This window comes from Nonomuraea sp. NPDC049158, assembly GCF_040648335.1.
Classification (GTDB): Bacteria; Actinomycetota; Actinomycetes; order Streptosporangiales; family Streptosporangiaceae; genus Nonomuraea.
The window spans coordinates 255,315-281,359 of sequence record NZ_JBEZDM010000001.1 but is presented as its reverse complement, the minus strand read 5'-3'; the positions used below and the strand labels follow the sequence as shown (position 1 = coordinate 281,359).

Sequence of the window (26,045 nt, the reverse complement as noted above, 5' to 3'; positions counted from 1 at the left end):
GTCTCCTTCTCAGAAGGCCGATCAGATGATCGGGATGCTCCAGCTCTTGGGCACGATGTACGGGCTGGTCAGCGTGGTCACCTCGACGCCGTCCACGGTGAACTCCAGCCCGGCGGCGGCCAGTTCGGCGTCGACCCTGGCCAGCCCGAGCGTGGCGCCCAGGCCGGCGCTGCGCACCGCGTGCACCACCTCGCCGATGTCCTGGCCGCCCGCCAGCACCCTGGCGCCCGCCTCGGGGATGGCGTCGCCGCCGGTGAAGCCGACCGTGCGGCGGCCCTGGCCCGACTCGAACGCCGCCAGCACCGCGTCCCTGCCGACGAACTCGTCCTTGGTGACGTCGACCAGCCAGTTGGCGCCGATCTCGATCACGCTCGCCCCCGCCGTCGCCTCGTGGCGCGGGATCGGCTGGCGTACCTCCAGCATGGCCAGCTCCAGGGCTTCCTGGCCGGCCGCTCCCGCGTGCTCAAGCGCCTGGCACCACAGCTCGGCCGCGGACTCGGTGGGCACGATCATCTGGTAGCCGTACTCGCCGGTAAAGCCGGTCCGGGCGAAGATGATCTCCGTGCCGTTCCACTCGGTCTCCACCACCGACTCGAACGGCAGCGAGGCCAGCTCGCCGTCGATCAGCCGCCCGACCACGCCCCAGGCGTACGGCCCCTCCAGGGCCAGGACCGTGAGGTCGGCCGACCGGTCGGTGATCACCACGCCCTCGTCGTTGTGCTCCTCCAGGTGCTCCAGCAGGCGCGTACCGGCGCCGCAGGAGCTCTCCAGCAGGATCCCGTTCTCCCGGCCGAAGGCCAGCACCTGGTCGACGACCTGCCCGGACTCGTCCAGGACCAGGCTCATCATGCAGCGCTCCGAGGTGAGGTACTCCACGTCGCGGGCGAGCAGCCGCTGCGCGAAGTCCACGGCCGCGGGCCCGGTGATCTCGATGAGGCGGTTCCCGCCCAGGTCGAGGACGGCGGCGCGCTCCCTGAGCACCCGGTACTCGTCGGCCGACTCCGAGAAGCGCAGCGGGACCGAGCTGTCACCCACCTCGCCGTAGACGGTGCCCTCCGGATGCAGGTTCGCGAGGACGGTAGCCATGCTTCACACCTTTCGTACGGAACGTTGACCCGCCGGATCGGCGATCGTGAGGTTTCCTTCGGCGGCGACCTGGCCGTCCACCCGCGCCGACACCCGGTACTCGGCGAACCCGGCGCCACCCCCGGTCCGCTCGGCCGACAGGGTCAGCTGGTCGCCGGGGACGACGGGACGGCGGAACCGCATCGACCTGACCCCGGCCAGGTAGCTGATCTCGCTCGCGCCCGCCAGGGCGAAGACCACCCCGGCGAGCTGGGCCAGCGCTTCGATGATCACGATGCCGGGCAGCACGGCGGCGGTCGGGAAGTGGCCCTGGAACCAGAGTTCGGTCCCGGCGACGTTCTTGGTCGCGGTGCCCTTGACGCCCGGCTCCACCCTGCTGACCCGGTCGAGCAGGAGCATCGGCCAGCGATGCGGAAGCACCTGCCTGATCTGGTCGTGGTTCAGCCCGGTCGCCGTGGCCGCCGACCTGACCGCCTGCGCCGTCGTGGCGGCTCCCGCCGCAGCCGAGGCCGCCGTGCCCGCCGCCGTGGCCGCCGCAGCTGCTGCCGCGGTGGCCGAGGCGAGCTGGGTGGCGCCGATCGTCATGGCGTCGCCCGCAGGGCGGGGTTGACCTCGTCCGCCAGTCGCGACACCGAGCCGAAGACGGCCATCTCGCTGTCGTACAGCGCCACGCCGAACTCGGCCTCGATGGCGACGTACAACTCCAGGACGTCGAGGCTGTCGAGTTCGAGGCCGCGCCCGAAGAGCGGCTGGTCGTCGGTGATCCAGTCCGGCTCGATCTCCAGGTCGAGCCGGGACACGATCATCTTCTTGATCTGGGTGCACGTCTGCCGGCGCTCGGCGGCCTTCGCGCGGAGCTGGTCGAGGGTCATCCATCCTCCATGTGCCTCGTGACAGGGGCTTGCGGTCGGGGACTGATTCACCGTTCGTGCCGGGATCGGCTCACAGCGGGTGGGCTCAGCAAGTTGGGGGTTTCAGCGGGTGGGGCCGGGTCAGCCGAGGCCGCCGCCGTGGGCGACCACCACCGCGCCGGACATGTACGACGCCTTGTCGGAGGCGAGGAAGCTCACGATCGTCGCGATCTCCTCCGGCCGGCCCATGCGGCCCAGCCGGATGCGCGTCTCGTAGTCCTTCCTGATCTTGGCGGGCACCTTGCGCGTCATATCGGTGGTCACGAACCCGGGCGCCACCACGTTGGCCCGGATCCCGTGCGGGGCCGCCTCGTTCGACAGCGCCTGGGTGAAGGCGATGATCGCGCCCTTGGAGGCCACATAGTTGGTCTGGCCGGGGAAGCCGCCGTCCAGCCCGCTGGTCGAGGACACGGTCACGATCGCGCCCCGCCGCTGGTGCTGCATGATGCGCAGCGCCTCCCGGCAGGTCAGGAAGGTGCCGGTGACATTGGTGTCGATGGGTCCGCGGAACTGCTCCAGGCTCATGGCGACGAGATAGCGGTCCAGCGTGATGCCGGCGCTCGTCACCAGCACGTCCAGGCGGCCGTGGTCGGCTCGTACGCCCTGGAACATCCGCCGTACCTCGGCCTCGTCCGTGACGTCGGCCCGCACGGCCGTCGCGCTGCCGCCCTCTTTCCCGATCAGGGCGACGACCTCCTCGGCGTCCGCCTCCGAACGGGCGTAGTTGACCACGACGTGGGCACCCTCCCGGGCCAGGTCGAGCGCGACCGCCCGGCCGATGCCGCGCGACCCGCCCGTAACCAGGGCCACGGAGCCTTCGGCAAAGAGCATCATCGTCTCCAGGGGTTTGACAATGCGCATACCAAACAATTGGTACCTGCACTGATAAAGCTACTAAAGGCGGATATCACGCCTGTATCATCCGGTTATCCGTGCGTTGACGGCGATAAGCAGATATACGACGCTAACAACATGCACGAGGTCGATGTTGAGGTTCTTATCGTCGGTGGCGGGCCGGTCGGCCTGGCGGCATCCATCGAGCTCTCCCGGCACGGAATATCCTCCCTTCTCGTGGAGAGGCACCCGGGGACGGCGATTTTCCCGAAAGCGCGCCTCATTTCCACCAGAACCATGGAAATCTTCCGGTCCTGGGGAATCGCCGAGGAGGTGGAGAGCGCGGGAATGCCCCGCGAGGACGTGCTGGCGGTCGGCGTCGGCACCTCGCTGGCCTCCGATGACTTCGTCCGGGCCGCGGCGGCGATCGACCGGGACGCGCCGCAGAGTCCCACGTACACCTACCTCTGCTCCCAGGACATCCTCGAAGTGATCCTCCGCAGGGTCGCCGAGTCCCACCCACGGTCCGACGTCCGCTTCGCGACCGCCATGACGGACCTCCGCGTCACCCCCGACGGTGTGGAGGCGACCATCGAGCCCACGACCACGTCGGATAGCGGCCCTGTGCTCGTGCGGGCGCGTTATCTCGTGGCGGCCGACGGGAGCCGCAGCGGCATCCGGGAGCGGCTCGGGATCGAGGTCGTGGGGCCGCCGCCGCTGGGGCACATGGTCAGCGTCATGTTCGACGCCGACCTCGGCGAGCTGCCCGCCGACCGCCGGGTGGCGCTGTCGTTCCTGCGCAGCGACCCGCCGTGCGCGGTGGAGGCGGTCGACAACAAGCGGCGCTGGATGATCCAGACCGGCTACGACCCGAGCACCGGCGGAAGCGCGGCCGACTTCACCGAGGAGGCGTGTGTGGCGGCGGTACGCTCGGCCGTCGGCCTGCCCGACCTGCCCGTCACCGTCGTCGGGGTCATGCCGTGGCTGCAACAGGCGGTGGTGGCGACCGGGTTCCGTAGCGGCCCGATCTTCCTGGCCGGCGACGCCGCGCACGCCACCACTCCGCAGGGCGGGTTCGGGATGAACTGCGGCATCCAGGACGCGCACAACCTCGCCTGGAAGCTGGCCGCCGTCCTCGCCGGGACGGCCGGTGCGGAGCTGCTGGCCACGTACGACGCCGAGCGCCGCCCCATAGCCGCAAGGACGGTGGACGAGAGCCTGACCAACGCCCTGATCACGCTGCGCATGATGCAAGGGCAGCTGTCGATGGGCCAGGCGATCGAGCAGCAGGCCGAGCGCCGCAGCTCCGAGGGCCTGATCCTGGGCTTCCGCTACGAGTCGGCCGCGGTGGTGCCCGACGGCACGCCGGACCCGGCACCGGCGGATCCCTACCGGACCTACGTCCCGACGGCCCGCCCCGGCCACCGTGCCCCGCATGTCTGGCTGACCTCCCGGGAGGGCAGGGTGTCGACGCTCGATCTGCTGGGCCCGGCCTTCACCCTCATGACCCCCACCGGCAGCGGGTGGGTCCAGCCCGCCAAGGAGGCGGCGCACCGGCTCGGCGTCACGCTGTCCGTCGTCGAGATCTCCTGGGCGGGCGAGAGCGAGCCCGATGCCCCGCTCACCTCCCCGACCTGGGCGGAGGAGTACGGCGTCGGCGACACCGGGGCCGTGCTGGTCCGCCCCGACGGTCATGTCGGCTGGCGTTCGCCCGGCGGCGCGGCGTCGCAGGACGCGCTGGCCGGCGCGTTGGGCGCCATCCTGGCCAGGTCGTGATGGTGGCGCGCCCGCGTACGCATCTGCGCGGCCCCGAGGCGTACGGACAGGGGGTTGCCTGACGAGGTGGCGACCAGGTCGGTGACGGCCTGGGCCACGGTCGGCGTGTAGGGCGCGCCGACGAGCATGTCGGCGAGTTCCCGCGCCGCCTCGGCCGGGAGCGGGCGGACGAACTCGCGGTGCGCGCCCTGCCTGGCCACGAGGTCGTCGAGCGGGTCGGCGCTGGTGACGATCACCCGGCAGTTCGCGCCACCGGGGAGCAGCGGCAGCACCTGGGCGCTGTCCTTGACGTCGTCCAGCACCACGAGCAGCCGCCTGCGCGCCGTACAGCTGCGGTAGAGCGCCAGCTTCTCGGCGAGGTCGAGGGGGATGTCCTGGGCGGGCACGCCGAGCGCCCGCAGGAACCGGTCGACCACGGCGGCGGCGGACACGCCGCGCATGTCGGCGTACAGCTGCCCGTCCGGGAACCAGTCGATCCTGGCGTGCGCCCAGCGCAGGGCCAGGGCCGACTTGCCCACCCCGCGCGGCCCGCTCAGGACCATCGTCCCCGGCAACGCCACCTCCGGCTCGGGCCGCAGCGCCGCGTCCAGCGCGGCGAGCTCGCCCGTACGGCCGACGTACGGGAGCACCTGCGGGGGCAGCTGCGACGGTACGACCGGCCCCGCGCCGGGCGGCCGGTGGGCGGCGGGCCGCATGAGCCCGGACTCGTCGCGGAGGATCTGGTCGTGCAGCCGCCGCAGCGCCGGGCCCGGTTCGAGGCCGATCTGCTCCAGCAGGTAGCGGCGCGTCTCCTGGTAGGTGCGCAGCGCCTCGGCCCGCCGGCCGGCCCGGTACTGCGCCAGCATGAGCTGGGCCCGGACCCGCTCCCGGAACGGGCATTCCGCCACGAGCGCCAGCAGTTCGGGGATCACCCGGTGGTGGTGTCCCAGGTCGATCTCCAGCTCCAGGCACGCCTCCAGAGCCTCAAGACGGGACTCCTCCATCCGCGCCACGTCGTACCGCAGGCCGCGAATGTCCTCGAACGGGTTGCCCCGCCACAGCGTGAGCGCCTCGCGCAGCAGCAGGACGGCGTCCTCGCGGGCCCCGCCGGCCGCCTGGCCGCGCGCCCGCGCCACCAGCGCCCCGAATCGCAGCCAGTCGATGTCCTCGGCCGCGACCCGCAGCAGGTAGCCGGGGCTGGAGGTCTCGATCGCCGTTGCCCCGAGGGTCCTGCGCAGCCGCGACACGCAGATGGCGACCTGCCGCCCCGCGCTCTGCGGCGCCGAGCCGGCCCAGACGGTCTCGATCAGCCGGTCGACGGAGACGACCCGGTTGGCGTTCAGGACCAGGCTGGCCAGGATCGCCAGCTCCCTGTTCGCGCAGATCTGCAGCTCTTCGCCGTCGTCGAACACCCGGAGCGGGCCGAGAACGTGGAATTGGAGTGCCATCAGCGTTCCGTCCCGGCCAGATAAAGATAATGTCGCGCCATGGGGAAATCTCTCCCGCCGATAACTCGGGATATGCACTACTCACAAAGCTAGTAACGGCCCCCGGCCCAAGTCACCCCTAAACGGCCCCTGACGGCATGCCGACCCCACTCGATAGGGGTGCCGCCGAATCCGCACCCCATGGTCGTCTCCAGGGGTCACCTAGGGGTCGGAAACCCATTCCGGCGGTCCTAGGATTCAACTCAGACGGATTGACCGGCACTTTGTCCGCTCGGGAGGCGATGCACAGTTCTCCGCCGTTGCACCCCCGGAACGCGAAAGGCCATCACACCACTCGGTGTGATGGCCTTTCGCATGACGGGGGGAAGTTCACCGCGCCTGGCCGCTCTGAACGGCCGGCCGCGGGGCCAGAACGGCGATGGCGGTCACGATCAGGCCGTTGCCGGTCATCCAGCGGCCGGTGAAGCCGCCCAGCCGGCGCCCCTGCCAGGAGGGCCCGACGACCAAGAGGTGCGCGGTGAACGTCCGCCGCACCGGATCCACCGTGATGGCCGCGTCCTGGAAGTCCAGCCACCGCTTCGCCAGCGGGAACCACGCCTTGTAGACCGACTCCTTGGCGCAGAACAGCAGCCGGTCCCAGCTCACCCCGGGATGCTCGGCGGCCAGACCGCGGAGCATGTCACGCTCCTGCGGCAGCGAGATGGCCTCCACGACGCCTTCGGCCAGCGGCTCGTTGGGCTCGGCGTCGATGCCGATCGTCCCCGCCGCCTGGGCGAGCGCGGCGGCCCGGTAGCCGGCGCAGTGGGTGATGCTCCCGATGACGCCCTGCGGCCACAGCGGCTCGCCGCGCAGCCCCGACAGGACGGGCACCGGCGCCACGCCGAGCCGCTCCATCGCCTTGCGCGCGCACAGCCGCGCCGTCGTGAACTCCCTGCGCCGCTTCTCCACGGCCCGCGTGATCAGCCGTTCCTCCTCCGGGAAGAGCATCGTCCCGGGCGGGTCGTCGAAGGTGTCGTACGCCTTGACCGTCGCGGGCAGGATGTGCTCGATCATCTTCACTCCGGAGCTGGAAGTACGGTCCTGAGCGGGCCGCCGGTGCGCCCGCGCGGGACCCACTCGCGCGGATAGCCCAGAGAGACCTCTTCGAAGCGCACCCCGTCGTGGAACGTCGTGCGAGGGATGTGCAGATGCCCATAGACGACCGCGACCGCGTCGTAGTGCAGGGGCCAGGTGGCGGTCCGCTCGGTCCCGCACCACAGGGCGAACTCCGGGTGCCGCAGGATCCGGGTCGGCTCGCGGACGAGCGGATAGTGGTTGACCAGCACCGTGGGCAGGCGCGGGTCCCGCTCGCCGAGGCGGCGCCGGGTCTCCGCGAGCCGCGCCCGGCACCAGGCGTCGCGGGTCGGGTAGGGGTCCGGATGCAGCAGATACTCATCCGTGCAGACGACGCCCGCCTCGTGCGCGCGTTCCAGCGCCAGGCGCTTGCCCGCGCCGTTCGCGCCGAAGGTGTAGTCGTAGAGCAGGAACAGCGGGGCGACGGTCACCGGACCGCCGAGTCCCGTCCAGACCGGATAGGGATCCTCCGGCGTCAGCACGCCGAGGCCCCGGCACATCTCCACCAGCGCGAGATAGCGGTGCTCGCCCCGTAACTGGATCGGATCGTCGCGCGGCGTCCACAGCTCGTGGTTTCCGGGCGTCCAGACGACCGTGGAGAAACGACTCTTGAGAAGGCTCAGCGCCCATTCGATGTCGGCGAACCGCTCGGCGACATCTCCGGCGATCAGCAGCCAGTCGTCGTCCGAATACGGAAAGACGTTCTGGACGACGGTCCTGTTCTCGGAGAAGGCCACATGGAGGTCGCTGACCGCCAGCAACCTCCCACCACCCGAGCTTCCAAGGACCACGAGCACAGCTTATACAGCAGCATATCTCCGCGAAAGCACACTTAACTACTTTATGGGGCGCCGCCCTCGGAAGTAGGGGGGACGTCTAGGGGTCGTCGCAGGTCAGGGCCACCTAAGAAGGAGTTCCCAGGTCAGCGGGTACGGGCAGAACTCGTGTCATCCAGGGGGCCCCGCAAAACGTATATATAAGAGGATAAATGCCTAGCTTCCATCTCAGCGCAAAGCCGATCCGTAACCCTGGATCCGACTTTGACCGGTCTTTGACCACGCTTTGAGTGATGCTAGGTATCAATAGAAATGCAGCAGTCTGCGATTGGCACACTAAGGCGGTCCAATTGCGTTACACGAGGCTGGGACGGGATGGACCGGACATCTCGAACATCGGACTCGGCTCGCTGGCGCTCAGCGGCGCCTATGGCCCCATCGACGGCGATGAGGCGCTCGGCCTGATTCGCCGGGCCCTGGACGGCGGCGTGACGCTCCTGGACACCGCCGACTTCTACGCCGCCGGAGAGGTGGAGCGCCTCGTGGGCCGCGCCATCGCCGGGCGGCGCGACGAGGTGGTGGTCTCGACGCGCGGCGGCGTGCGGCGCGGCGGCCCCGGCGAGCCGACCGAGTTCGACGCGAGCCCCGACTATCTGGCGCGGGCCTGCGAGGCGTCGCTGCAACGCCTCGGCGTCGACTGCGTCGACCTGTACTACCTGCACTGCCAGGACGGCCGCGTCCCGGTGGAGGAGACGGTGTCCCGGCTGTCGGAGCTCGTGCGGGCGGGCCGGATCCGCCATCTCGGGCTGACCAACGCCACGGTCGACCAGGTACGGCGGGCGCATGCCGTACATCCCGTCACCGCCATCGCCGTCGAGTACTCGCTCTGGGGCCTGCGCGCCCCGCCGGAGCTCCTCGACGAGGCGCGGCGGCTCGGCCTCGGTGTGGTCGCCGCCCGCCCGCTCGGCCGCGGCTTCCTCACCGGCCGGATCAGGTCGCCGCTGCAGCTCGGCACCGACGACTGGCGGCACGAGGACCCGCGCTTCCAGCAGGAGCACCTGCGGCTGAGCACGCGTCCGCTGCGGCAGATCGAGGCCGCGGCGGCGCAGCTCGACCTGGGCGCCGGCCGGCTGGCGCTGGCCTGGCTGCTGTCCCACGGCGAGCACGTCGTGCCCGTGCCGAGCACCCGCGACCAGGTGCACCTGGAAATGAACCTGGCCGCCTCCGGTGTACGCCTGGCGCCCGAGACCCGCGACCGGCTGGCCGGCATCCTCCCGGCCGGCGGCGCAAATCAGTCGGGCGCGCTCCTGCTCTGACCCCGTCCCCAGCCAGGCCAGGACTCAGTCGGGATCGTTCCGGCTTTGGGGCGAGATCAGGGACGCGGCGAGCGCCTTGTTGACGGCGTCGATCCTGGACACGGCGTTGAGCTTGACGAAGATGTTGCGCATGTGCCGCTTCACGGTCGCCTCGGCGAGCCCGAGCCGGCGGGCGATCTGCCCGTTGCTGAGCGCCTGCGCGGCCAGCTGGAGCACCTCCTGCTCCTTGTGCGACAGCACGCCGGGCGCCGGCCCCTCCACATGCGCGAGGCTGTGGCGCGAGACCGCGAGCACCACCCGCGCCGGGTCCTCGTACACGCTCCTGATCGCCGCGATCAGCTCGTGCCGGTGGACGCTCTTGAGCAGGTAGCCGCGGATGCCCGCGGCCAGCAGCCTGGTGAGCAGCTGCGGCCCGTCGTACATGCTCAGGATGATGATCTGCGTCTCCGGGGACAGGCACCGGATCCGGGTGACGGTCTCGGTCACCTCGTCACCGGGGATCTCCACGTCGAGCAGGACCACGTCGGGCCGGGTCTCGACGACGACGGCCAGCGCGGTCGCGGAGTCGCCTGCCTCGCCGACGATGCTCATGTCACCGGAGGCCTCGAGGATCTCGCGCAGGCCCTCCCGGAAGAGCGCATGGTCGTCCACGATGGCGACGCTGATCTTGCTGTTACGGTCGGTCCGGTTCATGGTGCTGTCTCTTGAGAGGGATGAAGAGCTCGACGAGACAGCCGTTGCCCGGGGCGCTGGAGATGGCCACATTGCCGCCGAGTAACTCGGCGCGTTCCCGCATGGACGTCAGGCCCACGCCGCCGCGCTCGCGGGCGCATGAGGGGTCGAAGCCCTGCCCGTTGTCCTGGACGGTCGCGCTGAGCTCGTGCGGCGCGATGTCCACCCGCATGAGGATCACCGAGGGCCCGGCGTGGCTGAGGGCGTTGCGGGCGGCCTCCCGGATGATGAGGAACGCCTCGTCGAGCACCCTCGGCTCCGCCCATGACTCGTCACCGTTCACGTCGAGGCCGACGGACACGACATCGTCCTCGACCGCCTCCAGAAAACCGAGCAGCGCCTTCTCCAGACTCCGTACGGGAACCTGGGGATGCAGCTCGGAGGTTATCTGCCGCAGGTTCTCCATCGTCTCCTGGATGGCCTGCTGAGCGACTCCGATCTTGACCTCCGCCCTGGCCGGATCGCTGGCCCGGTGCACCTCCGCCAGGGCGAGCTGCTGGTGCGCGACGCTGATCCCATGGCCGATGCGATCGTGCAGCTCACGGGCGATGCGGCGGCGCTCCTCCCCCTGGGCCTCCTGCACCTGGTTGAGCAGGAAGCGGTGATAGCTCTCGGCGGACTCGCGGATTCGCCGGGAGAGGCTCTCCTCCATTCCGGTGGCCACGAGCGTGAATGCTTCGGCCGGCGAGTCGGCCTCGACGGCTATTCGCCGCGCGAGGTGACTCAGAGCTACCCGGAAAAAAAGCGAGCCCGCCTCAAGTGAGGCCTTCGGATGAACTCCGGTCGAGGCGCGAGTAGTGCCGACTTCCCATGCGTGGAACTTATAGAGCTCGTTGACCTGCACCTTTCCGGCGCGGAGCGTGGCCGCCACATCGTCGAGGACGAACTCGGCGGTCATTACGGCTTGGTGTGTGGCGCGCGGATCTGCGGAGAGCGCGTTGCCGGTGGCCTGGAGCTGCGACTCGAATTCCCTGAGGATTTCTTCTCGACAAGCATCAACGAATCTCGCAGGGTCGTTCTCAGCATCGTATGCCGCATCCAAGGAGCCCCCTTGGCCATGGGACGCGCGTGCCCCAACTATCTCGCAGGTGCCTCACCAAAGCAACATATAAGGTCAGATATTAGAGATCAGCGCGGTAATGTGAACTAGGTGCTGCGTCGCCATGAACGCCCTGTAAGGCCGGCGTTGTTGATCACTTCCGCCCCCGGCGGCTGATTGGCCCGCCGCGATCACCGCGACCGTGCCCGCCAGCATGGCGAGGCAGACGCCGGCGAGCGGCACGCGGAAGAACACGACGGCCACGCCGAGCGCGGCGGCCAGCGTGAGCGCGGCGACGTACATGAAATGACGGGACCTCCGCTCCCCGCAGGTCACGGCGATGGTCCGCCGACCGGCCGCGGCGTCTCCCTCGATGTCGGACAGATCCTTGGCCGGTACGCCCACGAACGTCATCCAGCAGGTGGCGGCGACCGCGAACACGATCAGGCCGGTCGGCGTGGACAGGCTCTGGCCGCCGGTGACGGCGGTCAGCCCGCCCCAGTACGACAGCAGCCCCGACGCGCACAGCACCATGACCGTGCCCGTGGAGCCGCTCTTGAGGTGGAACGGCGGGGCCGAGTAGAGGTAGCCGAGCACCAGGTTGAGCCCGACGATCCAGGTCAGCGCCGGGGGCAGTCCGGCGGTCGCGGCGATCGAGAGAACGGCCGCGACGGCGGCCACGGTGGCCGCGGTCCGCGGGGCGAGGTCACCGCGGGCGATCGGCCGGCCGGATCCGTTGACCCGGTCCTCAGTGACGTCGGTGACGCCGTTGAGCAGGTAGATGGCGAAGATCGACAGAACCCAGGCCGCGGCCCCCTGCAGCACTTTCGCCGGTTCCGGCACCGGCGAGACCGGGAGGGCGAGCACGGCTCCGGTCATGAATCGAAGGGTGGACACGGCGAGTACGGCAGGACGGGCCTCGACGAAGCACAGCCGGAGCACCCGCGCACTGGATCGCAGGGCGGTGACACCTGGCGCTTGATTCGACACCGATAAGCTGACCATGACCGGATTGTGGCCCGCGGTAAGGGATCCGGTAAGGGCGGTATCCGAAAGTTGTAGTCGGCATTGGTACTTTAGATACCCCCCGTACAACTCTCGGCGCGCCACCCCGAACTCCTGGGGATCCGCCTTGTCCGGTCACGACCGCCCCGATAGCTTGAGATCGTCGGCGGGGGCACGGAATCGAATTCCCACCTCACCAGACTGATAATCCTCACGTTAGGGAATCTGATGCCGGATTTCAAGTTACTGGGACCGATGGAGATGGTCGACGAGCGCGGCCAGACCCATATCCCGGTGGGACCGAAGGTCCGGCAGGTGCTCGCATTACTCGCGCTCAACGCCGGAAAGGTCGTCGACGTCGATCTCCTTATCCGTGAATTGTGGAGCGAGAACGAGCCGAAAGACGCCGTCAAGACCCTGCAGACGCACATTTATCACCTCCGCCGCATTCTGCTGAGAATGGGCCCGGCCGTGGCCCAGCTGGTCGCCACCCGGGCTCCCGGCTACCTGCTGCGCGCCGACCCGGAACGGGTGGACGCGCTCGTCTTCCCCCGGCTGGTCGAGCGGGCCGCCGGTCACCACCGCGCGGGCGATCACGAGGCCGCCGACCTGGTCCTTCGGAAAGCGCTGTCCATGTGGTCCGGCCCGCCGCTCGCCGACGTGCCGAGGGGCGCGGTGCTCGGCCCGCGTGCCACCGCGCTCGACGAGCAGCGGCTGCGGGCGGTGGAGATGCACCTGGAGACCAGGATCCGGCTGGGCCTGCACGGCGAACTCATCGACGAACTCCGCGTGCTCGTGGCCGCCTATCCCTTGAACGAGAACTTCCATACCCAGCTCATCACGGCGCTCGGCCGCGCGGGCCGGCGCGCCGACGCCTGGCGCGCCTATGAAGGGCTGCGCGCGCTGCTGGAAGCCGAGCTGGGTGTGGAGCCCGCCTTCGACATCCAAAACCTCCATTTGACCGCTCCCACGGGAAGTCATTCAGGAAAGGACGTCTGACGATGAAAGGCTTTGAGCGTTACGCCGGATTCACCCCCGTAGACCTGACCGACCGCACTTGGCCGAGCAATCGGATAGTGGCGGCACCCCGCTGGTTATCGACCGATCTGCGTGACGGCAACCAGTCGCTGGCCAACCCGATGACCCCTGAGCGGAAGCTCCAGATGTTCGACCTCCTGGTGGAAATCGGCTACAAGGAGATCGAGGTCGGCTTTCCCGTCGCCAGCCAGAACGACTACGACTTCGTCCGCCTGCTGATCGAGCGCGACCGGATCCCCGACGACGTGCGGATCACCGTGCTCACGCAGGCCCGCGACGAGCTGATCGAGCGGACCGTGGAGTGCCTCGAAGGGGCGCCCCGCGCCATGATCCACGTGTACAACGCCACGTCGCCGCTCTTCAGGCGGGTGGTCTTCGACATGAGCCGGGCCGAGTGCAAGGACCTGGCCGTCCACGGCACGCGCCTGATGATGAAGTACGCCGAGCGGACGCTGCGCGACTGCGACCTGGGCTACCAGTACTCCCCCGAGCTCTTCAACGAGACCGAGCTCGACTTCTCCCTCGAGGTGTGCGAGGCCGTCATGGACGTCTGGCAGCCGGAGGGGGGACGCGGCATCATCCTCAACTTCCCGACGACGGTCGAGCGGTCGCTGCCCAACGTGTTCGCCGACCAGATCGAGTGGCTCGACCGCAACCTGTCGCGCCGCGAGCACGTCTGCCTGTCCATCCACCCGCACAACGACCGCGGCACCGGGGTGGCCGCCGCCGAGCTGGCCCTGCTGGCCGGTGCCGAGCGGATCGAGGGCTGCCTGTTCGGCAACGGCGAGCGCGCCGGCAACGTCTGCCTGGTGACGCTGGGCATGAACATGTACGCCCACGGGATCGACCCGGGCATCGACTTCTCCGACATCAACGCGATCCGGCGCACCGTCGAGCTCTGCAACGAGCTGCCCGTGCATCCCCGGCATCCCTACGGCGGCGACCTCGTCTACACCGCCTTCTCCGGCTCTCACCAGGACGCCATCAAGAAGGGCTTCGACGACCTGGAGCGCACGGCCGACGAGAGCGGCGCCGACGTCGCCGAGCTGCCGTGGCGCATGCCGTACCTGCCCGTCGACCCCAAGGACGTGGGCCGCACGTACGAGGCGGTCGTGCGGGTGAACAGCCAGTCCGGCAAGGGCGGCGTCGCCTACGTGATGAGCGCCTGGCACGGGCTCAACCTGCCGCGCGGGATGCAGGCCGACCTGTCGGCCAAGGTCCAGGCGCAGGCCGACGCGGTGGGCGGCGAGCTGTCGCCGAGCCGGATCGGGGCCATCTTCCGCGCCGAGTACCTCTTCCACGGCGACCCGTCGGAGCCGCTGCCCGTGGGGCGGGAGCCGGTGACGGCGGCGCTGTACATCGACGGGCGCTTCGACGTCGGCGGCGACCGGGCGGACGCCTGCCGCGCGCTCGGCTCGGTGCTGGCGCCCTGGGGCATCCAGGTCCACGTCGTGCACCGCACCGGCCGGCCGCTCGACCACGAGCCGCCGAGCGGACCCGGCGAACGCTCGGGCGACGAGACCGTGATCTACGCCGAGTGCCGGATGGGCGGCGCCGTCACCTGGGGCGCCGGCATCGACGCGGACATCGCCACGGCCGCCTACTCGGCCGTCCGCGCCGCCCGCGCCCGCCTCACCCCCGACGCACCCGGCGAACCCGACGTACCCCTCATTCCGCAAGCCGCCCTTCTGACACCCAGCCGCATCTGACATCCAGCCGAACGAAAAAGGGGAGGCCGATCATGGCCATGGACGAACGGCGGGAGGGCCTGACCTCCCTGGAGGACCTGCTCAGCGAGACGGTGGCCGGCAAGGGCCGGATCGCCATGGTGACCGGCGCCATCGCGACCGGCAAGAGCGAGCTGCTGTACGCGTTCGCGGAACAGGCGTTCGAGCACGGGGCGTTACCGCTCACCGCCACGGGATCCCTGGCGGAGAGCGGCCTGCCGCTCGGCGTGCTGGCCCAGCTGCTGCACAACGCGCCCCTGACGGAGGAGCAGCGGGCCGCGACCATGAACCTGCTGCACGAGGGCATGAGCTCGCAGCTGTCGAGCGACCCGCAGGCCGAGGCCATCGACCACATGGACGTGCAGATCGTCGACGCGCTCTGCGCGGCCCTGCTCGAACTGTCCGAGCGCTGCCCGCTGGTGATCGCCGTGGACGACGTCCACCACGCCGACCGGGCCTCGCAGCTCTGCCTGGCCTACCTGGCGCGGCGGGTCAAGTTCGCCCAGGTCATGCTGGTCTTCAGCGCGCCGGACCACAGCGCGCACGTCCAGACGCTCTTCCACACCGAGGTGCTGCGGCAGCCGCACTGCCGGCCCATCCGGCTCACCCACCTGTCCGCCGAGGAGGTGGCGCTCTGGGTGACCGTCCGGGCGGGCGCCGAGACCGCCGACCGCTTCGCGGCCGACTGCTACGCGCTGAGCGGCGGCAACCGGCTGCTGGTGACCGCGCTCGTGGAGGACTTCCAGGCCACCGGCGCCCCCGGCGCGAGGTACGGCGAGGGCACGGTGGCCTGCCTGCGCCGGGCCGACCGCCGGATGACGGTCGTCGCCAGGGCGCTGGCCGTACTGGGCGAACCCGCCTCGATCGGCCCGCTGCTCGGCGGCGGCGAGAGCGCCGTCATCAAGCTGCTGAGCAGCGGCGACCTGCCGGGCGGCCGGCAGGCGGGCGGCGAGACGGCGACCGGCCGGCTGCTGGAGGAGGGCGAGGCGGCGGTCGCCAAGGCGATCCAGGCCCTGACCGGCGCGGGCGTGCTGGAGCACGGCCACTTCCGCCACCCGGCGGCCAGGGCGGCCGTGCTCGCCGACCTCGACGCCGCCGAGCGCATCGACCTGCACCGCCGGGCCGCCGAGCTGACGTACGAGAGCGGCGCCCCGGCGGCCGTCGTCGCCGAGCACCTGCTGCAGGCCAGCCACGCCGGCGACCCCTGGGCCATCTCGGTCCTGGAGGAGGCGGCGCGGCAGGCGCTCCGCGACGACGGTGTGGAGTCGGCCATCGAATACCTCAAGCTCGCCTGGCGGGCCTGCGTGGACGAGCGGCGGCGGGCCAGGATCACCACCACGCTCGTACGGGCGGAGTGGCGGATCAACCCGAGCGCCCCCGCCACGCACCTGGCCGAGCTGACCGACGCCCTGCACAAGGGCTACCTGGGCGGCGGCGACACGGTGGTGCTGGCCAAGGCCCTGCTGTGGCACGGGCATGTGGAGGACGCGAAGGACGTCCTGGCCCACCTCAACGAGCTGGCCGAGCTGGACCAGGAGACCGTGGCCGAGCTGGCCGCGGCCCGCCCCTGGTTCCGCAGCCTGTACCCCTCGTTCCTGCCGCACCTGCCGGAGGTCAGCGGTGAGCAGGCGAGCAGCGCCGCCTCGTCCGTCGTCGTCGGCCGCCGGATGGAGTCGGCCGGGGTGCTGGCCGATGTCCTGACCCAGGGTCCCCGGGAGGAGACCGTGGCGACGGCCGAGCGCATCCTGCGCGGCTCCCGGCTGGACGAGATGACGATGGACACGGTGGAGACCGCGCTGCTGGCGCTGACGTACACGGACCGGCCGGGCAAGGCGGCGCCCTGGTGCGACGCGTTCATCGAGGAGGCGGCGTCGCGGCGCGCCCCGAGCAGGCAGGCCCGGCTGTCCGCCATCCGGGCGGAGATCGGCCTGCGTAGGGGCGACCTGGCCGCGGCGGCCTACGACGCGCAGCGGGCCCTGGAGATCATCCCGGCCACCAGCTGGGGCGTGGCCGTCGGCGGGCCGCTGGGCAGCCTGCTGCTGGCGGGCGCGGCGATGGGCCGGCTGGACGAGCATGTGCGGCAGTTCAACCAGCCGGTGCCCGAGGCGATGCTGGAGACCAGGTTCGGCCTGCAGTACCTGCACGGCAAGGGCCGCTTCAACCTCATGGCCGGCCAGCCGCACCAGGCGCTGCGCGACTTCCAGCTGTGCGGCGAGCTCATGCGCAGGTGGGAGCTGGACGTGCCGGGGTTCATCGCCTGGCGTACGGACGCGGCCGAGGCCCTGATCCGCCTGGGCGACCACGAGGAGGCGCGCCGCCTGATCGACGAGCAGCTCGCCCGGTGCGGGCAGCAGTCCAGGCGGGTCCAGGGCATCGCGATGCGCCTGCTGGCGGCGGTGAGCGAGACGCGGCACCGCCCGATGCTGCTGCGCAAGTCGGCGGACCTGCTGCAGTCGGGCGGCGACCGGTACGAGCTGGCCAGGGCGCTGTTCGACCTGACGGCGGCCTACCACGCCAACGGCGAGTACCGGCGGGCGGGCATGTTCGGCAGGCGCGCCCGGCTGCTCGCGGTGGAATGCCAGGCCGAGCCGCTGACCCTGGCGCTCAACCGGGGCGGCAAGGGCGACCGGGCCACCGCGAACTCCCCCGGCGTGACGGGGATCCTCAGCGACGCCGAGCGGCGGGTGGCGGCGCTGGCGGCCGAGGGCTACACCAACAGGGAGATCTCCGCCAAGCTGTTCATCACGGTGAGCACGGTGGAGCAGCACCTGACGCGGATCTACCGCAAGCTCAACGTCACCCGGCGCACCGAGCTGCCGGCCAGCCTCACGGGCGAGGAGTCCATGAGGACGCAGGTGTTCAGCTGACGCGAGAACCCCCCGAAATGCGTCTTCCGGGGGGTTCTCGCTTGAGGGCTTCACAGGGGGATGTTGGAATGCCGTCCTCTCGTGTGCGGAGCGCGGGCGAGAGCCTCGGCGAGCCGGAAGCGCGTGGTCGCGGGCGCGATGACCTCGTCGACCACGCCGAGCGACATCGCCCGTTCGACCCCGCCGGAGATCCGCTGGTGCTCCTCGACCAGCCGGGCCAGCAGTTCGGGCCGCTCGGCCTCGGAGGCCGCGGCGAGTGCCTTCCTGTGCAGGACGCCGACCGCCGCCTCGGCGCCCATCACCGCCACCTCGGCGTCGGGCCAGGCGAAGACCGTCGTGGCGCCGAGCGAGCGGGAGTTCATGGCGATGTAGGCGCCGCCGTACGACTTGCGGGTGATCAGCGTGACCCTGGGCACGACCGACTCGGCGAAGGCGTGCAGGAGCTTGGCCCCCCGCCGGACGACCCCGCCCCATTCCTGCCCGACCCCCGGCAGGTAGCCGGGCACGTCCACCAGGACGACCAGCGGGACGCCCAGCGCATCGCACATGCGGACGAAGCGCGAGCTCTTCTCGGCCGACAGCGAGTCGAGGCAGCCGCCCTTGCGCAGCGGGTTGTTCGCGAGCAGGCCGACGGTACGCCCGCCGAGACGCCCGAGGCCGACCAGCATGTTCGGGGCCCAGCGGGGCTGCAGCTCCTCGAACACCGGCCCGTGCTCGTCTCGGTCCATGACGCCGTGCACCAGGGGCCGTACGTCGTAGGCGCGGCGCGGCGATTCGGGCAGCAGCGCGCCCAGGTCCTCCCAGTCGTCCTGCAGCAGATCGAGGTCGAAGCCGCCGGGGCGGGCGAAGAACCCGGCCAGGCGACGGGCCCGTACGTATGCCTCGTCCTCATTTCCGACGACGATGTGGGCGACCCCGGATTTGCCGCCGTGCGCTTCCGGACCGCCGAGTCCGGCCATATCGATTTTCTCGCCGGTAACGCTCCGCACGATATCGGGACCGGTCACGAAGACGCGCCCCGATTCGGCCATGATCACGATATCGGTGAGCGCCGGACCATAAGCCGCGGCGCCCGCGGCGGGCCCGAGAATGACCGAGATCTGCGGTATCACGCCGGACGCCTTTGTCATGGCGGCGAACATCCTGCCCACGCCGTCCATGGATTCCACACCGTCCGCGAGCCGGGCCCCGCCCGAATGCCACAACCCGATCACCGGGCAGTCGAGTCGTACGGCGGCCTCGATGGCGGCCACGATGTGGCGGGCGCCCGGCGCGCCCAGGGCGCCGCCCATCCGCGTGGCGTCGGTGCAGTAGGCGACGATGGGCGAGCCGCCGACCAGGCCGGACACGGCCTGGACGCCGCTGTCGTCGGCGGCGTGCAGCGGCCTGAGAGAGCCGGGATCCGCCAGCCGCGCGAGGCGGACGGACGGCGATCGGGTATCTGCGGATTGCTCGACCAGAACAGTGGACATAGGCCATTTCCCTGCTGCCGTGAATCGACCAGAAGTCGTGAATCGACCAGGAGTAACGCCGAATTTGTCAAGGGCGCCGTTATCAGCCAACCCCTAGCAACTCCGCCGGTGGCCGTCAGGCCGGTGGCAACTTGTGGCCGGAACTTCTGCACGTTGACGCGCGAGGGCGATTCACGCTGCCATGAAATGATCTCAACCCTGGAGGACGACCTTGTCTCTGTGGTCTTTACCGATGGTCGCCGCCCTCGTGGCCGCGACGGCGATCCCGGCGGGTGCCACTGTCACCGCCTCTCCGGGGACCGCCCCAGAACCGTATCCGGTCGCGTTGGTCAACACTTTCCTCGGCACCAAGGAGGCGGGTCCCGACTTCGGTCACGGCGGTGGGGCCGGGATGAACTTCCCCGGCGCCGTCCTGCCGTTCGGGATGATGCAGTGGAGCCCCGACACGGTGGCGAACGCCGGAGGTGGCTACAAGTGGGAGGACAACCGCTTACGCGGCTTCTCCATGACCCACATCAACGGCCCCGGCTGCACCGGGGCGCAGGACTTCCCCGTGATGCCGATCTCCGGAAAAATCGATAAATCGCCTGCTACGCATGGCATGGACTACGTCCAGACGTACAAGCATGACAACGAGAAGTCCACGCCGGGCTCCTACACCACCACCCTGGACACCGGGGTGAAGGCGGAGCTGGCCGCGACCCAGCGGGCCGGCGTCGGGCGGTTCAGCTTCCCCGCCGGCAAGCCGGGCACGCTGCTGCTCAACACCAGCGGCTCGATCAACGGCGTGGACGACGGCGAGACCAAGATCAGTGGCAACACCGTCCAGGGCTGGGTGCAGACCGGCGGCTTCTGCGGCACGCCGATGCGCTACAAGGTCTACTTCCACGCCACCTTCGACCAGCCGATCACGTCCTACGGCACCTGGAAGGACGACCTCGTCCAGCCGAGCGCCCTGTCCGTCAAGAACGCCTCGGCGGCCAAGGTCGCCGAGGCGGAGGCCGTGACGGCGGGCGACGTCGTCGTGAACGGCCCTGGCTCGGGGGCCTACCTGGAGTTCGACGGCACCAAGCCGGTGCAGATGCGGGTCGGTCTGTCGTACGTGAGCGTTGACGGCGCGAAGAAGAACCTCGACGCGGAGGTCGGCACCACCGGATACGACTCGGTCGCCCTGAACGCGGCCTCCGTCTGGAACGACCGGCTCAGCCAGGTGCTGGTCTCCGGCGGCACCGCCGACCAGCGGCGCACCTTTTACAGCAACCTCTACCACGCGCTGCTGCAGCCGCACGTCGCCGAGGACGCCGACGGCACCTACACCGGCTCGGACGGCAAGCTCCACACCGTCGCCGCCGGCCGCCACCACTACGCGACCTTCTCCGGCTGGGACGTCTACCGCAGCGAGGTGCAGCTCCTGGCCCTGCTCGACCCGGCCGTGGGCAGCGACATCGCGCAGACCATGTACGAGAACGCGCACCTGCTCGGCGACGTCTGGGACCGCTGGTCGCTGCAGAACGAGATCACCGGCGTCATGGTCGGCGACCCGTACCACTCGATCGTCTCCAGCCTGTACGCCTTCGGCGCCCGGAACTTCCCGGCGGCCGAAGCGATGAAGTCGATGGTCACGGCGGCCCAGCGGGTCGGCGGGATGGACATCGGCCACCCGCAGATCAAGTACGACGAGCGGCCCGGCAACGCCGCCTTCATGAACAAGGGCTACGTCGTCTCGGACCCGTCCATGACGCTGGAGTACGGCATAGCCGACTTCGGCATCGCCCAGCTGGCCTCCCGGCTCGGCTACCGCGACGTCTCCGCCACCTTCATGAAGCGCTCGCAGTCCTGGCAGAACACCTACAACCCGGCCAACTCCTGGATCCAGCCCAAGATGGCGGACGGGTCGTTCACCTCGCCCTTCGACCCCGCGAGCCCCGACTCCTACATCGAGGGCAACGGCGCCCAGTACCACTGGATGGTCCAGCACAACCCGCGCGGGCTGTTCGACGCGATGGGCGGCAACGCCAAGGCCATCCCCCGGCTGGACGCCTACTTCAAGGCGCTCAACGCCGGGCCGAACGAGCCCTACGCCTACCTCGGCAACGAGCCCGCGCTGCCGTCGCCGTGGCTGTACGCCTGGGCCGGGCAGCCGTACAAGACCCAGGACCTGGTGCGGCGGGTGCAGCAGGAGCTGTTCAAGCCGGGGCCTGACGGGCTGGTCGGCAACGACGACCTGGGCGCGATGGCGTCCTGGTACGTCTGGTCGGCGATGGGCCTGTTCCCAGCGATCCCCGGCCGGGCCGAGCTGCTGGTCAACACCCCGCTGTTCGACAAGATCAACATCAAGCGGCCCCAGGGCAACATCGACATCTACTCCCCCGGCTCCACCAACCGCTACATCCAGACGTTGAAGGTCAACGGGACGGCGTCCGGCAAGGCGTGGCTGCCCGAGTCCTTCGCGCTGCAGGGCGGCCGGCTCGACCTCACGCTCGGGGCCGCGCCGAACACCACGTTCGGCACCGGCACGGCGAACGCGCCGCCGACCTTCAACGAGGGCGCCAAGACCTACCTCGCCGGGTTCAACCCCGGCAGCGGGCCCGTCGAGCCGGGCGGGACCTTCGCGGCCACGCTCGCGGTGCAGTCCACGGGCGCCGCGGGCACCGTCAAGTGGCAGGCCAAGCCGCCGGCCGGGATCACCGTGACCCCGGCGAGCGGCACGCTGAGCGTCCCGGCGCTGGGCAAGGCCACCCAGGCGGTCCAGGTCTCGGTGGCGTCGGGCACCGCGCTCGGCTTCGTCACCGTGCCGATCTCCGTCACCGTGCCGGCCTACTCCAGCGGCGCCACGTCCGCCGGCGACCTCACGGCCAGCGTGCGGCTGAACGTGGCCACCCGCGGCACGCCCGAGTGGTCGCACAACCTCGCGGGCATCGGCGACGACGCCGAGTCGGGCCTGGCCAACCTCGACGCGGCGGCCTTCAGCTACTCGGGGCAGGCCCTGGCCGCGGCCGGGCTCAAGCCGGGCGGCAAGGTGTCCTGGAACGGGTTCGAGTTCACCTGGCCCAACCGCAAGCCCGGCGAATGGGACAACGTCAAGGTAGGGACCCAGCCGATCGAGGTGGCCGCGCCCGCCGGGGCCACGAAGATCGCCTTCCTGGGCTCGACCACCAACGGCTGGTCGGAGGTGACCGCGACGATCACCTACACCGACGGCTCCACCGGCACCGGCAAGCTCGGGCTCAGTGACTGGATGCTGGACTTCGGCGGCGGCCAGCCCCGATACGGCAACCAGGTCGTGGCCTCGACGCCGTATCAGCTCTACAACGGTTCGTGGATGATGCGGCCGCTCGGCTCGTACGTCTTCGCGGCCCAGCCGATCGCGCTCGACCCGGCCAAGAGGGTGAAGAGCATCACCTTCTCGCCAGTCCAGGAGGGAGCGATGCACGTCTTCACCTGGGCTTTTGCCTGATTTTTAGCCGCGGCTCCCCCTGCCTGGCACGGGGGAGCCGCTCTTTTGTGCGACAGCGCGCTTGCATTATGTAGGCTCCACCTGCCCTAATTTAGGTAAGCCTTTCCTACAGCGTGCGGGAGTGTCGGTGTTCGCCAGCTACCTCATAGGACTGCGTGAAGGACTGGAGGCGACACTCGTCGTCTCCGTCCTGATCGCGTTCCTGGTCAAAAGTGACCGAAAGGACAAGCTGCCTCACGTCTGGATCGGCGTCGTGGCCGCCCTCGCGCTGGCCGTCGGTTTCGGCGCGCTGCTGACCTTCACGGCGGCCAACCTCGGCCACACGGGGCAGGAGCTCTTCGACGCGATCACTTCGCTGCTGGCCGTGGTGTTCGTCACCTGGATGATCTTCTGGATGCGCCGCATGGCCCGCGCGCTCTCCAAGGAGCTGCGCGGCAAGCTCACGGAGGCGCTCGAGATGGGCTCGCTCGCCGTGGTCGTGATGGCCTTCCTGGCCGTGGCCCGTGAAGGGCTGGAGACGGCGCTGCTGTTCTTCGCCTCCGTCCAAGGCGCCACCACCACCGCGTCGCCGCTCATCGGCATCAGCCTGGGCCTGCTCACCTCGGTGGCGATCGGGTGGGGCATCTACCGCAGCGCCCTGAAGATCAACCTCACCAAGTTCTTCACCTGGACCGGCCTGCTGCTGATCCTGGTGGCCGCCGGCATCTTCAAGTACGGCGTGCACGACCTGCAGGAGGCCAACATCCTGCCGGGCCTGACCACCTACGCCTTCGACATCAGCGCGATCCTGCCCGCCGACTCCTGGTACGGCGCGCTGCTCGCCGGCATGCTCAACATCACTCCTCAGCCGACCGTGCTGGAGGCCCTGGCCTGGGTCCTCTATCTCGTGCCGACCCTCATCCTCTTCCTGCGCCGCCCCCAGTCGACCTCTGCCCCGGCGAAGTCCACCGCCGCGCCCGAACAGGAGCGTCATGCTTAACTCCACCGCCCGCGGCCTCGCCCTGATGGTCGGCGCGTTCACCCTGGCCGCCTGCGGCTCAGGGACGCCGGCCACGACCGGCTCCGCCGCACCGGCCAAGCCGGGGAAGATCAGCGTGGCCGCCTCGGACACCGAGTGCAAGGTCGCCACCGCCGAGGTGCCCGCGGGCACCAGCACGTTCACGATCACCAACGGCGGCAGCAAGGTCACCGAGTTCTACGTGTACGCGCCGGGCGACCGCGTCATGGCCGAGGTGGAGAACATCGTGCCGGGCCTGACCCGCGAGGTCATCGCCGAGCTGCCCGCCGGGGCGTACGAGACGGCCTGCAAGCCCGGCATGGTGGGCAAGGGCCTGCGCAACGCGCTCAAGGTGACCGGCGAGCACAAGCCGCTCACCGACAACGCCAAGCTGGCCGAGGCCACCGCCAGCTACAAGCGCTACATCAAGACGCAGAGCGACACGCTGCTGGTCAAGACGCAGGAGTTCGTCGACGCGGTCAAGGCGGGCGACATCGCCAAGGGCAAGGAGCTCTTCCCGGTCGCGCGTACGTACTGGGAGCGGATCGAGCCGGTCGCGGAGATCTTCGGTGACCTGGACCCGGCGATCGACGCCCGCGAGGCCGACCTGGCGGCCGGCGAGAAGTGGACCGGCTTCCACAAGATCGAGAAGGATCTCTGGATCACCAAGGACATCAGCAAGGACGGCCCGGTGGCCGACAAGCTGATCGCCGACGTCAAGACCATCGTGGCGAAGTCCAACTCCGCCGAGCTGACCCCGCTCAACCTGGCCAACGGCGCCAAGGAGCTGCTCGACGAGGTCGCCACCGGCAAGATCACCGGTGAGGAGGACACCTGGTCGCACACCGACCTGTGGGACTTCGACGCCAACCTGCAAGGCTCCAAGGCCGCCGTGCAGGCGCTCCGTCCCGTGCTGGACGAGCGCGCGCCCGACCTGGCCAAGACGCTGGACGAGAAGTTCGCGGCGGCCGAGGCCGCCCTGGGCAAGCACCAGAAGGGCGACGGCTGGCAGCTGCACAACGAGCTGTCCAAGGCCGAGCTGAAGGCGCTGTCGGACGCGATCAACGCGCTGGCCGAGCCGATCAGCAAGGTCGCCCCGATCGTGACGAAGTAGGAGAGGCAGGACCATGAGCGAGCGCATGAGCCGCAGGAAGCTGTTCGGCATGGGCGCGGCGGGGGCGGCGGCCGTCGGCGTCGGCGCCGTGGCCACGCGCTCGCTGCTCGAAGAGCCGCCGGTCGCGCACGCGGCCTCGATCTCCGATCCGGTCCCCTTCTACGGCGAGCACCAGGCGGGCATCGTCACGCCCGCCCAGGACCGGCTGCACTTCGTCTCCTTCGACGTCATCACCGACAAGCGGGCCGAGCTGGTCGAGCTGATGCAGGAGTGGACGGCCGCGGCGGCCAGGATGGTGCAGGGCAAGGAGGCGGGCACGTTCGGCACGCTCGGCGGGGTGCCCGAGGCGGCGCCCGACGACACCGGCGAGGCGCTCGGCCTGCCCGCCTCCGGGCTGACGCTGACGATCGGCTTCGGGCCGTCGCTCTTCGACAAGCGGTTCGGGCTGGCGGGCAAGCGCCCCGCCGCCCTCGCCGATCTCCCGAAATTTCCTGGCGAGGCACTCGTTCCGGAAATATCCGGCGGCGACATCTGCGTGCAGGCGTGCGCGCACGACCCCCAGGTCGCCGTGCACGCCATCCGCAACCTGGCCAGGATCGGCTTCGGCAAGGTGTCGGTCCGCTGGTCCCAGCTCGGCTTCGGCCGTACGTCCTCCACCTCGCGCGCCCAGGCGACGCCGCGCAACCTGATGGGCTTCAAGGACGGCACGAACAACCTCAAGCTGGAGGACGCCGAGCTGCTGCGCCGGCAGCTGTGGGTGGACGCCCAGGACGGCCCCGCCTGGATGACCGGCGGCAGCTACATGGTCACCCGGAAGATCCGCATGATGGTCGAGACCTGGGACCGTACCTCGCTGGCCGAGCAGGAGGTCATCTTCGGCCGGGACAAGGGCGCCGGCGCGCCGCTGGGCAAGAAGGCGGAGTTCGACACGCTGGACTTCGCGGCCAAGGGCGCCGACGGCAGGCCGCTGATCAAGGACGACGCCCACGTCAGGCTGGCCCACCCCAGCACCAACGGCGACGCCCACCTGCTGCGCAGGGGCTACAACTTCGTGGACGGCTCCGACGGGCTCGGGCGCCTCGACGCCGGGCTGTTCTTCATCGCCTATCAGCGGGATCCGCGCAAGCAGTTCGTGCCGGTGCAGACGCGCTTGGCCAAGAGCGATGCCCTCAACGAGTACATCAAGCACATCTCCAGCGGGCTGTGGGCGTGCCCTCCGGGGATGCGGGACGCGGGCGACTACTGGGGGCGCGTACTCTTCGCCTGACTGGGGCGCCGGCTGGGGGCGCGCGCTACTCGCCTGACCGAGGGCGCGCGCTTCTCGCCTGGCCGGGGGCGCGGCGCTTCTCGCCTGGCCG

The 26,045-nt window shown here is 70.1% G+C and carries 21 protein-coding genes; 9 read left to right on the top strand and 12 right to left on the bottom strand.

The genetic code is table 11. The annotated features are described in order from the left end of the window. Positions 1 to 21: 21 nt before the first annotated feature. The 5 genes from AB0B61_RS01285 to AB0B61_RS01265 all read right to left on the bottom strand — a co-directional run bounded on the left by AB0B61_RS01285 (position 22) and on the right by AB0B61_RS01265 (position 3,050). Positions 22 to 1,086, bottom strand: a complete 1,065-nt coding sequence (locus AB0B61_RS01285; RefSeq protein ID WP_358426106.1) for a glycine cleavage T C-terminal barrel domain-containing protein — start codon at positions 1,084 to 1,086, stop codon at positions 22 to 24. A 3-nt stretch (positions 1,087 to 1,089) separates the two neighbouring features. After that, complete coding sequence (gene fabZ, locus AB0B61_RS01280; protein WP_358426103.1) at positions 1,090 to 1,671, bottom strand: 3-hydroxyacyl-ACP dehydratase FabZ; 582 nt, start codon at positions 1,669 to 1,671, stop codon at positions 1,090 to 1,092. Then, on the bottom strand, positions 1,668 to 1,958 hold the full coding sequence (locus AB0B61_RS01275; RefSeq protein ID WP_225290089.1) for a phosphopantetheine-binding protein: 291 nt from the start codon (positions 1,956 to 1,958) through the stop codon (positions 1,668 to 1,670). The genes fabZ and AB0B61_RS01275 overlap by 4 nt, the downstream gene beginning before the upstream one ends. Before the next feature lie 120 nt (positions 1,959 to 2,078). Beyond that, positions 2,079 to 2,858, bottom strand: coding sequence for a 3-oxoacyl-ACP reductase family protein (locus AB0B61_RS01270; protein WP_357647233.1), 780 nt, complete (start codon positions 2,856 to 2,858; stop codon positions 2,079 to 2,081). A 57-nt stretch (positions 2,859 to 2,915) separates the two neighbouring features. After that, entirely contained in the window at positions 2,916 to 3,050 is a 135-nt protein-coding gene (locus AB0B61_RS01265) for a hypothetical protein (protein WP_358427702.1), read from the bottom strand. Here AB0B61_RS01265 and AB0B61_RS01260 point away from each other — a divergent pair. Next, entirely contained in the window at positions 2,997 to 4,607 is a 1,611-nt protein-coding gene (locus AB0B61_RS01260; RefSeq protein WP_358427672.1) for an FAD-dependent monooxygenase, read from the top strand. The genes AB0B61_RS01265 and AB0B61_RS01260 overlap by 54 nt on opposite strands. On the opposite strand, the gene AB0B61_RS01255 is transcribed toward AB0B61_RS01260, so the two are convergent. From AB0B61_RS01255 to AB0B61_RS01245, 3 genes are all read right to left on the bottom strand, one after another. Further along, positions 4,523 to 6,034, bottom strand: a complete 1,512-nt coding sequence (locus AB0B61_RS01255) for a BTAD domain-containing putative transcriptional regulator (RefSeq protein WP_358426100.1) — start codon at positions 6,032 to 6,034, stop codon at positions 4,523 to 4,525. The genes AB0B61_RS01260 and AB0B61_RS01255 overlap by 85 nt on opposite strands. Positions 6,035 to 6,403: 369 nt before the next feature. Further along, entirely contained in the window at positions 6,404 to 7,087 is a 684-nt protein-coding gene (locus tag AB0B61_RS01250) for a 4'-phosphopantetheinyl transferase superfamily protein (RefSeq protein WP_358426098.1), read from the bottom strand. A gap of 2 nt (positions 7,088 to 7,089) precedes the next feature. Continuing rightward, a complete protein-coding gene (locus AB0B61_RS01245) occupies positions 7,090 to 7,938 on the bottom strand; it encodes a metallophosphoesterase (protein ID WP_358426095.1) in 849 nt (282 codons plus the stop codon). A 335-nt stretch (positions 7,939 to 8,273) separates the two neighbouring features. On the opposite strand from AB0B61_RS01245, the gene AB0B61_RS01240 reads away from it, so the two are divergent. After that, a complete protein-coding gene (locus AB0B61_RS01240; RefSeq protein WP_358426092.1) occupies positions 8,274 to 9,239 on the top strand; it encodes an aldo/keto reductase in 966 nt (321 codons plus the stop codon). A 24-nt stretch (positions 9,240 to 9,263) separates the two neighbouring features. Here AB0B61_RS01240 and AB0B61_RS01235 read toward each other — a convergent pair whose 3' ends face one another. The 3 genes from AB0B61_RS01235 to AB0B61_RS01225 form a co-directional block, all read right to left on the bottom strand. Beyond that, on the bottom strand, positions 9,264 to 9,932 hold the full coding sequence (locus AB0B61_RS01235; protein ID WP_358426089.1) for a response regulator transcription factor: 669 nt from the start codon (positions 9,930 to 9,932) through the stop codon (positions 9,264 to 9,266). Continuing rightward, complete coding sequence (locus AB0B61_RS01230) at positions 9,913 to 10,869, bottom strand: sensor histidine kinase (protein ID WP_358426086.1); 957 nt, start codon at positions 10,867 to 10,869, stop codon at positions 9,913 to 9,915. Before AB0B61_RS01230 ends, AB0B61_RS01235 begins: the two co-directional genes overlap by 20 nt. Before the next feature lie 216 nt (positions 10,870 to 11,085). Then, a complete protein-coding gene (locus AB0B61_RS01225) occupies positions 11,086 to 12,015 on the bottom strand; it encodes a UbiA family prenyltransferase (RefSeq protein WP_358426083.1) in 930 nt (309 codons plus the stop codon). Between the two features lie 228 nt (positions 12,016 to 12,243). Here AB0B61_RS01225 and AB0B61_RS01220 point away from each other — a divergent pair, with 228 nt between their 5' ends. The 3 genes from AB0B61_RS01220 to AB0B61_RS01210 are packed head-to-tail and all read left to right on the top strand — an operon-like array spanning position 12,244 to position 17,647. Then, positions 12,244 to 13,014, top strand: coding sequence for an AfsR/SARP family transcriptional regulator (locus AB0B61_RS01220; RefSeq protein WP_358426080.1), 771 nt, complete (start codon positions 12,244 to 12,246; stop codon positions 13,012 to 13,014). Between the two features lie 2 nt (positions 13,015 to 13,016). Further along, positions 13,017 to 14,762 carry a 2-isopropylmalate synthase gene (locus AB0B61_RS01215; protein WP_358426076.1) on the top strand — a complete coding sequence of 582 codons (1,746 nt, stop codon included), beginning with the start codon at positions 13,017 to 13,019 and terminating at the stop codon, positions 14,760 to 14,762. A gap of 32 nt (positions 14,763 to 14,794) precedes the next feature. After that, positions 14,795 to 17,647, top strand: a complete 2,853-nt coding sequence (locus AB0B61_RS01210; RefSeq protein WP_358426073.1) for an AAA family ATPase — start codon at positions 14,795 to 14,797, stop codon at positions 17,645 to 17,647. 50 nt (positions 17,648 to 17,697) lie between these two features. Here AB0B61_RS01210 and AB0B61_RS01205 read toward each other — a convergent pair whose 3' ends face one another. Further along, entirely contained in the window at positions 17,698 to 19,119 is a 1,422-nt protein-coding gene (locus tag AB0B61_RS01205) for a carboxyl transferase domain-containing protein (RefSeq protein WP_358426070.1), read from the bottom strand. Positions 19,120 to 19,351: 232 nt separating this feature from the next. Between AB0B61_RS01205 and AB0B61_RS01200 the strand changes: the two genes are divergently transcribed. From AB0B61_RS01200 to efeB, 4 genes are all read left to right on the top strand, one after another. After that, positions 19,352 to 22,576: a GH92 family glycosyl hydrolase gene (locus AB0B61_RS01200; protein ID WP_358426067.1), complete on the top strand. Its 3,225-nt coding sequence runs from the start codon at positions 19,352 to 19,354 to the stop codon at positions 22,574 to 22,576. Between the two features lie 121 nt (positions 22,577 to 22,697). Beyond that, positions 22,698 to 23,555, top strand: a complete 858-nt coding sequence (efeU, locus tag AB0B61_RS01195; protein WP_357942011.1) for an iron uptake transporter permease EfeU — start codon at positions 22,698 to 22,700, stop codon at positions 23,553 to 23,555. After that, positions 23,548 to 24,687, top strand: coding sequence for an iron uptake system protein EfeO (gene efeO / locus AB0B61_RS01190; protein WP_358426064.1), 1,140 nt, complete (start codon positions 23,548 to 23,550; stop codon positions 24,685 to 24,687). The genes efeU and efeO overlap by 8 nt, the downstream gene beginning before the upstream one ends. A 13-nt stretch (positions 24,688 to 24,700) precedes the next feature. Further along, positions 24,701 to 25,954 (top strand): iron uptake transporter deferrochelatase/peroxidase subunit, encoded by a 1,254-nt coding sequence (gene efeB / locus AB0B61_RS01185; RefSeq protein WP_358426061.1) that lies wholly within the window; start codon positions 24,701 to 24,703, stop codon positions 25,952 to 25,954. Positions 25,955 to 26,045 lie beyond the last annotated feature (91 nt).

Bases quoted from the DNA above. Each gene is read 5' to 3' on its own strand.
- AB0B61_RS01230 (WP_358426086.1), bottom strand. From the start codon at position 10,869: ATGACCGCCGAGTTCGTCCTCGACGATGTGGCGGCCACGCTCCGCGCC.
- AB0B61_RS01220 (WP_358426080.1), top strand. From the start codon at position 12,244: ATGCCGGATTTCAAGTTACTGGGACCGATGGAGATGGTCGACGAGCGC.
- AB0B61_RS01200 (WP_358426067.1), top strand. From the start codon at position 19,352: ATGGTCGCCGCCCTCGTGGCCGCGACGGCGATCCCGGCGGGTGCCACT.
- AB0B61_RS01210 (WP_358426073.1), top strand. From the start codon at position 14,795: ATGGCCATGGACGAACGGCGGGAGGGCCTGACCTCCCTGGAGGACCTG.
- AB0B61_RS01205 (WP_358426070.1), bottom strand. From the start codon at position 19,119: ATGTCCACTGTTCTGGTCGAGCAATCCGCAGATACCCGATCGCCGTCC.
- AB0B61_RS01255 (WP_358426100.1), bottom strand. From the start codon at position 6,034: ATGGCACTCCAATTCCACGTTCTCGGCCCGCTCCGGGTGTTCGACGAC.
- efeB (WP_358426061.1), top strand. From the start codon at position 24,701: ATGAGCGAGCGCATGAGCCGCAGGAAGCTGTTCGGCATGGGCGCGGCG.
- AB0B61_RS01270 (WP_357647233.1), bottom strand. From the start codon at position 2,858: ATGCGCATTGTCAAACCCCTGGAGACGATGATGCTCTTTGCCGAAGGC.
- AB0B61_RS01215 (WP_358426076.1), top strand. From the start codon at position 13,017: ATGAAAGGCTTTGAGCGTTACGCCGGATTCACCCCCGTAGACCTGACC.
- AB0B61_RS01235 (WP_358426089.1), bottom strand. From the start codon at position 9,932: ATGAACCGGACCGACCGTAACAGCAAGATCAGCGTCGCCATCGTGGAC.
- AB0B61_RS01225 (WP_358426083.1), bottom strand. From the start codon at position 12,015: ATGGTCAGCTTATCGGTGTCGAATCAAGCGCCAGGTGTCACCGCCCTG.
- AB0B61_RS01285 (WP_358426106.1), bottom strand. From the start codon at position 1,086: ATGGCTACCGTCCTCGCGAACCTGCATCCGGAGGGCACCGTCTACGGC.
- AB0B61_RS01250 (WP_358426098.1), bottom strand. From the start codon at position 7,087: ATGATCGAGCACATCCTGCCCGCGACGGTCAAGGCGTACGACACCTTC.
- efeO (WP_358426064.1), top strand. From the start codon at position 23,548: ATGCTTAACTCCACCGCCCGCGGCCTCGCCCTGATGGTCGGCGCGTTC.
- AB0B61_RS01275 (WP_225290089.1), bottom strand. From the start codon at position 1,958: ATGACCCTCGACCAGCTCCGCGCGAAGGCCGCCGAGCGCCGGCAGACG.
- fabZ (WP_358426103.1), bottom strand. From the start codon at position 1,671: ATGACGATCGGCGCCACCCAGCTCGCCTCGGCCACCGCGGCAGCAGCT.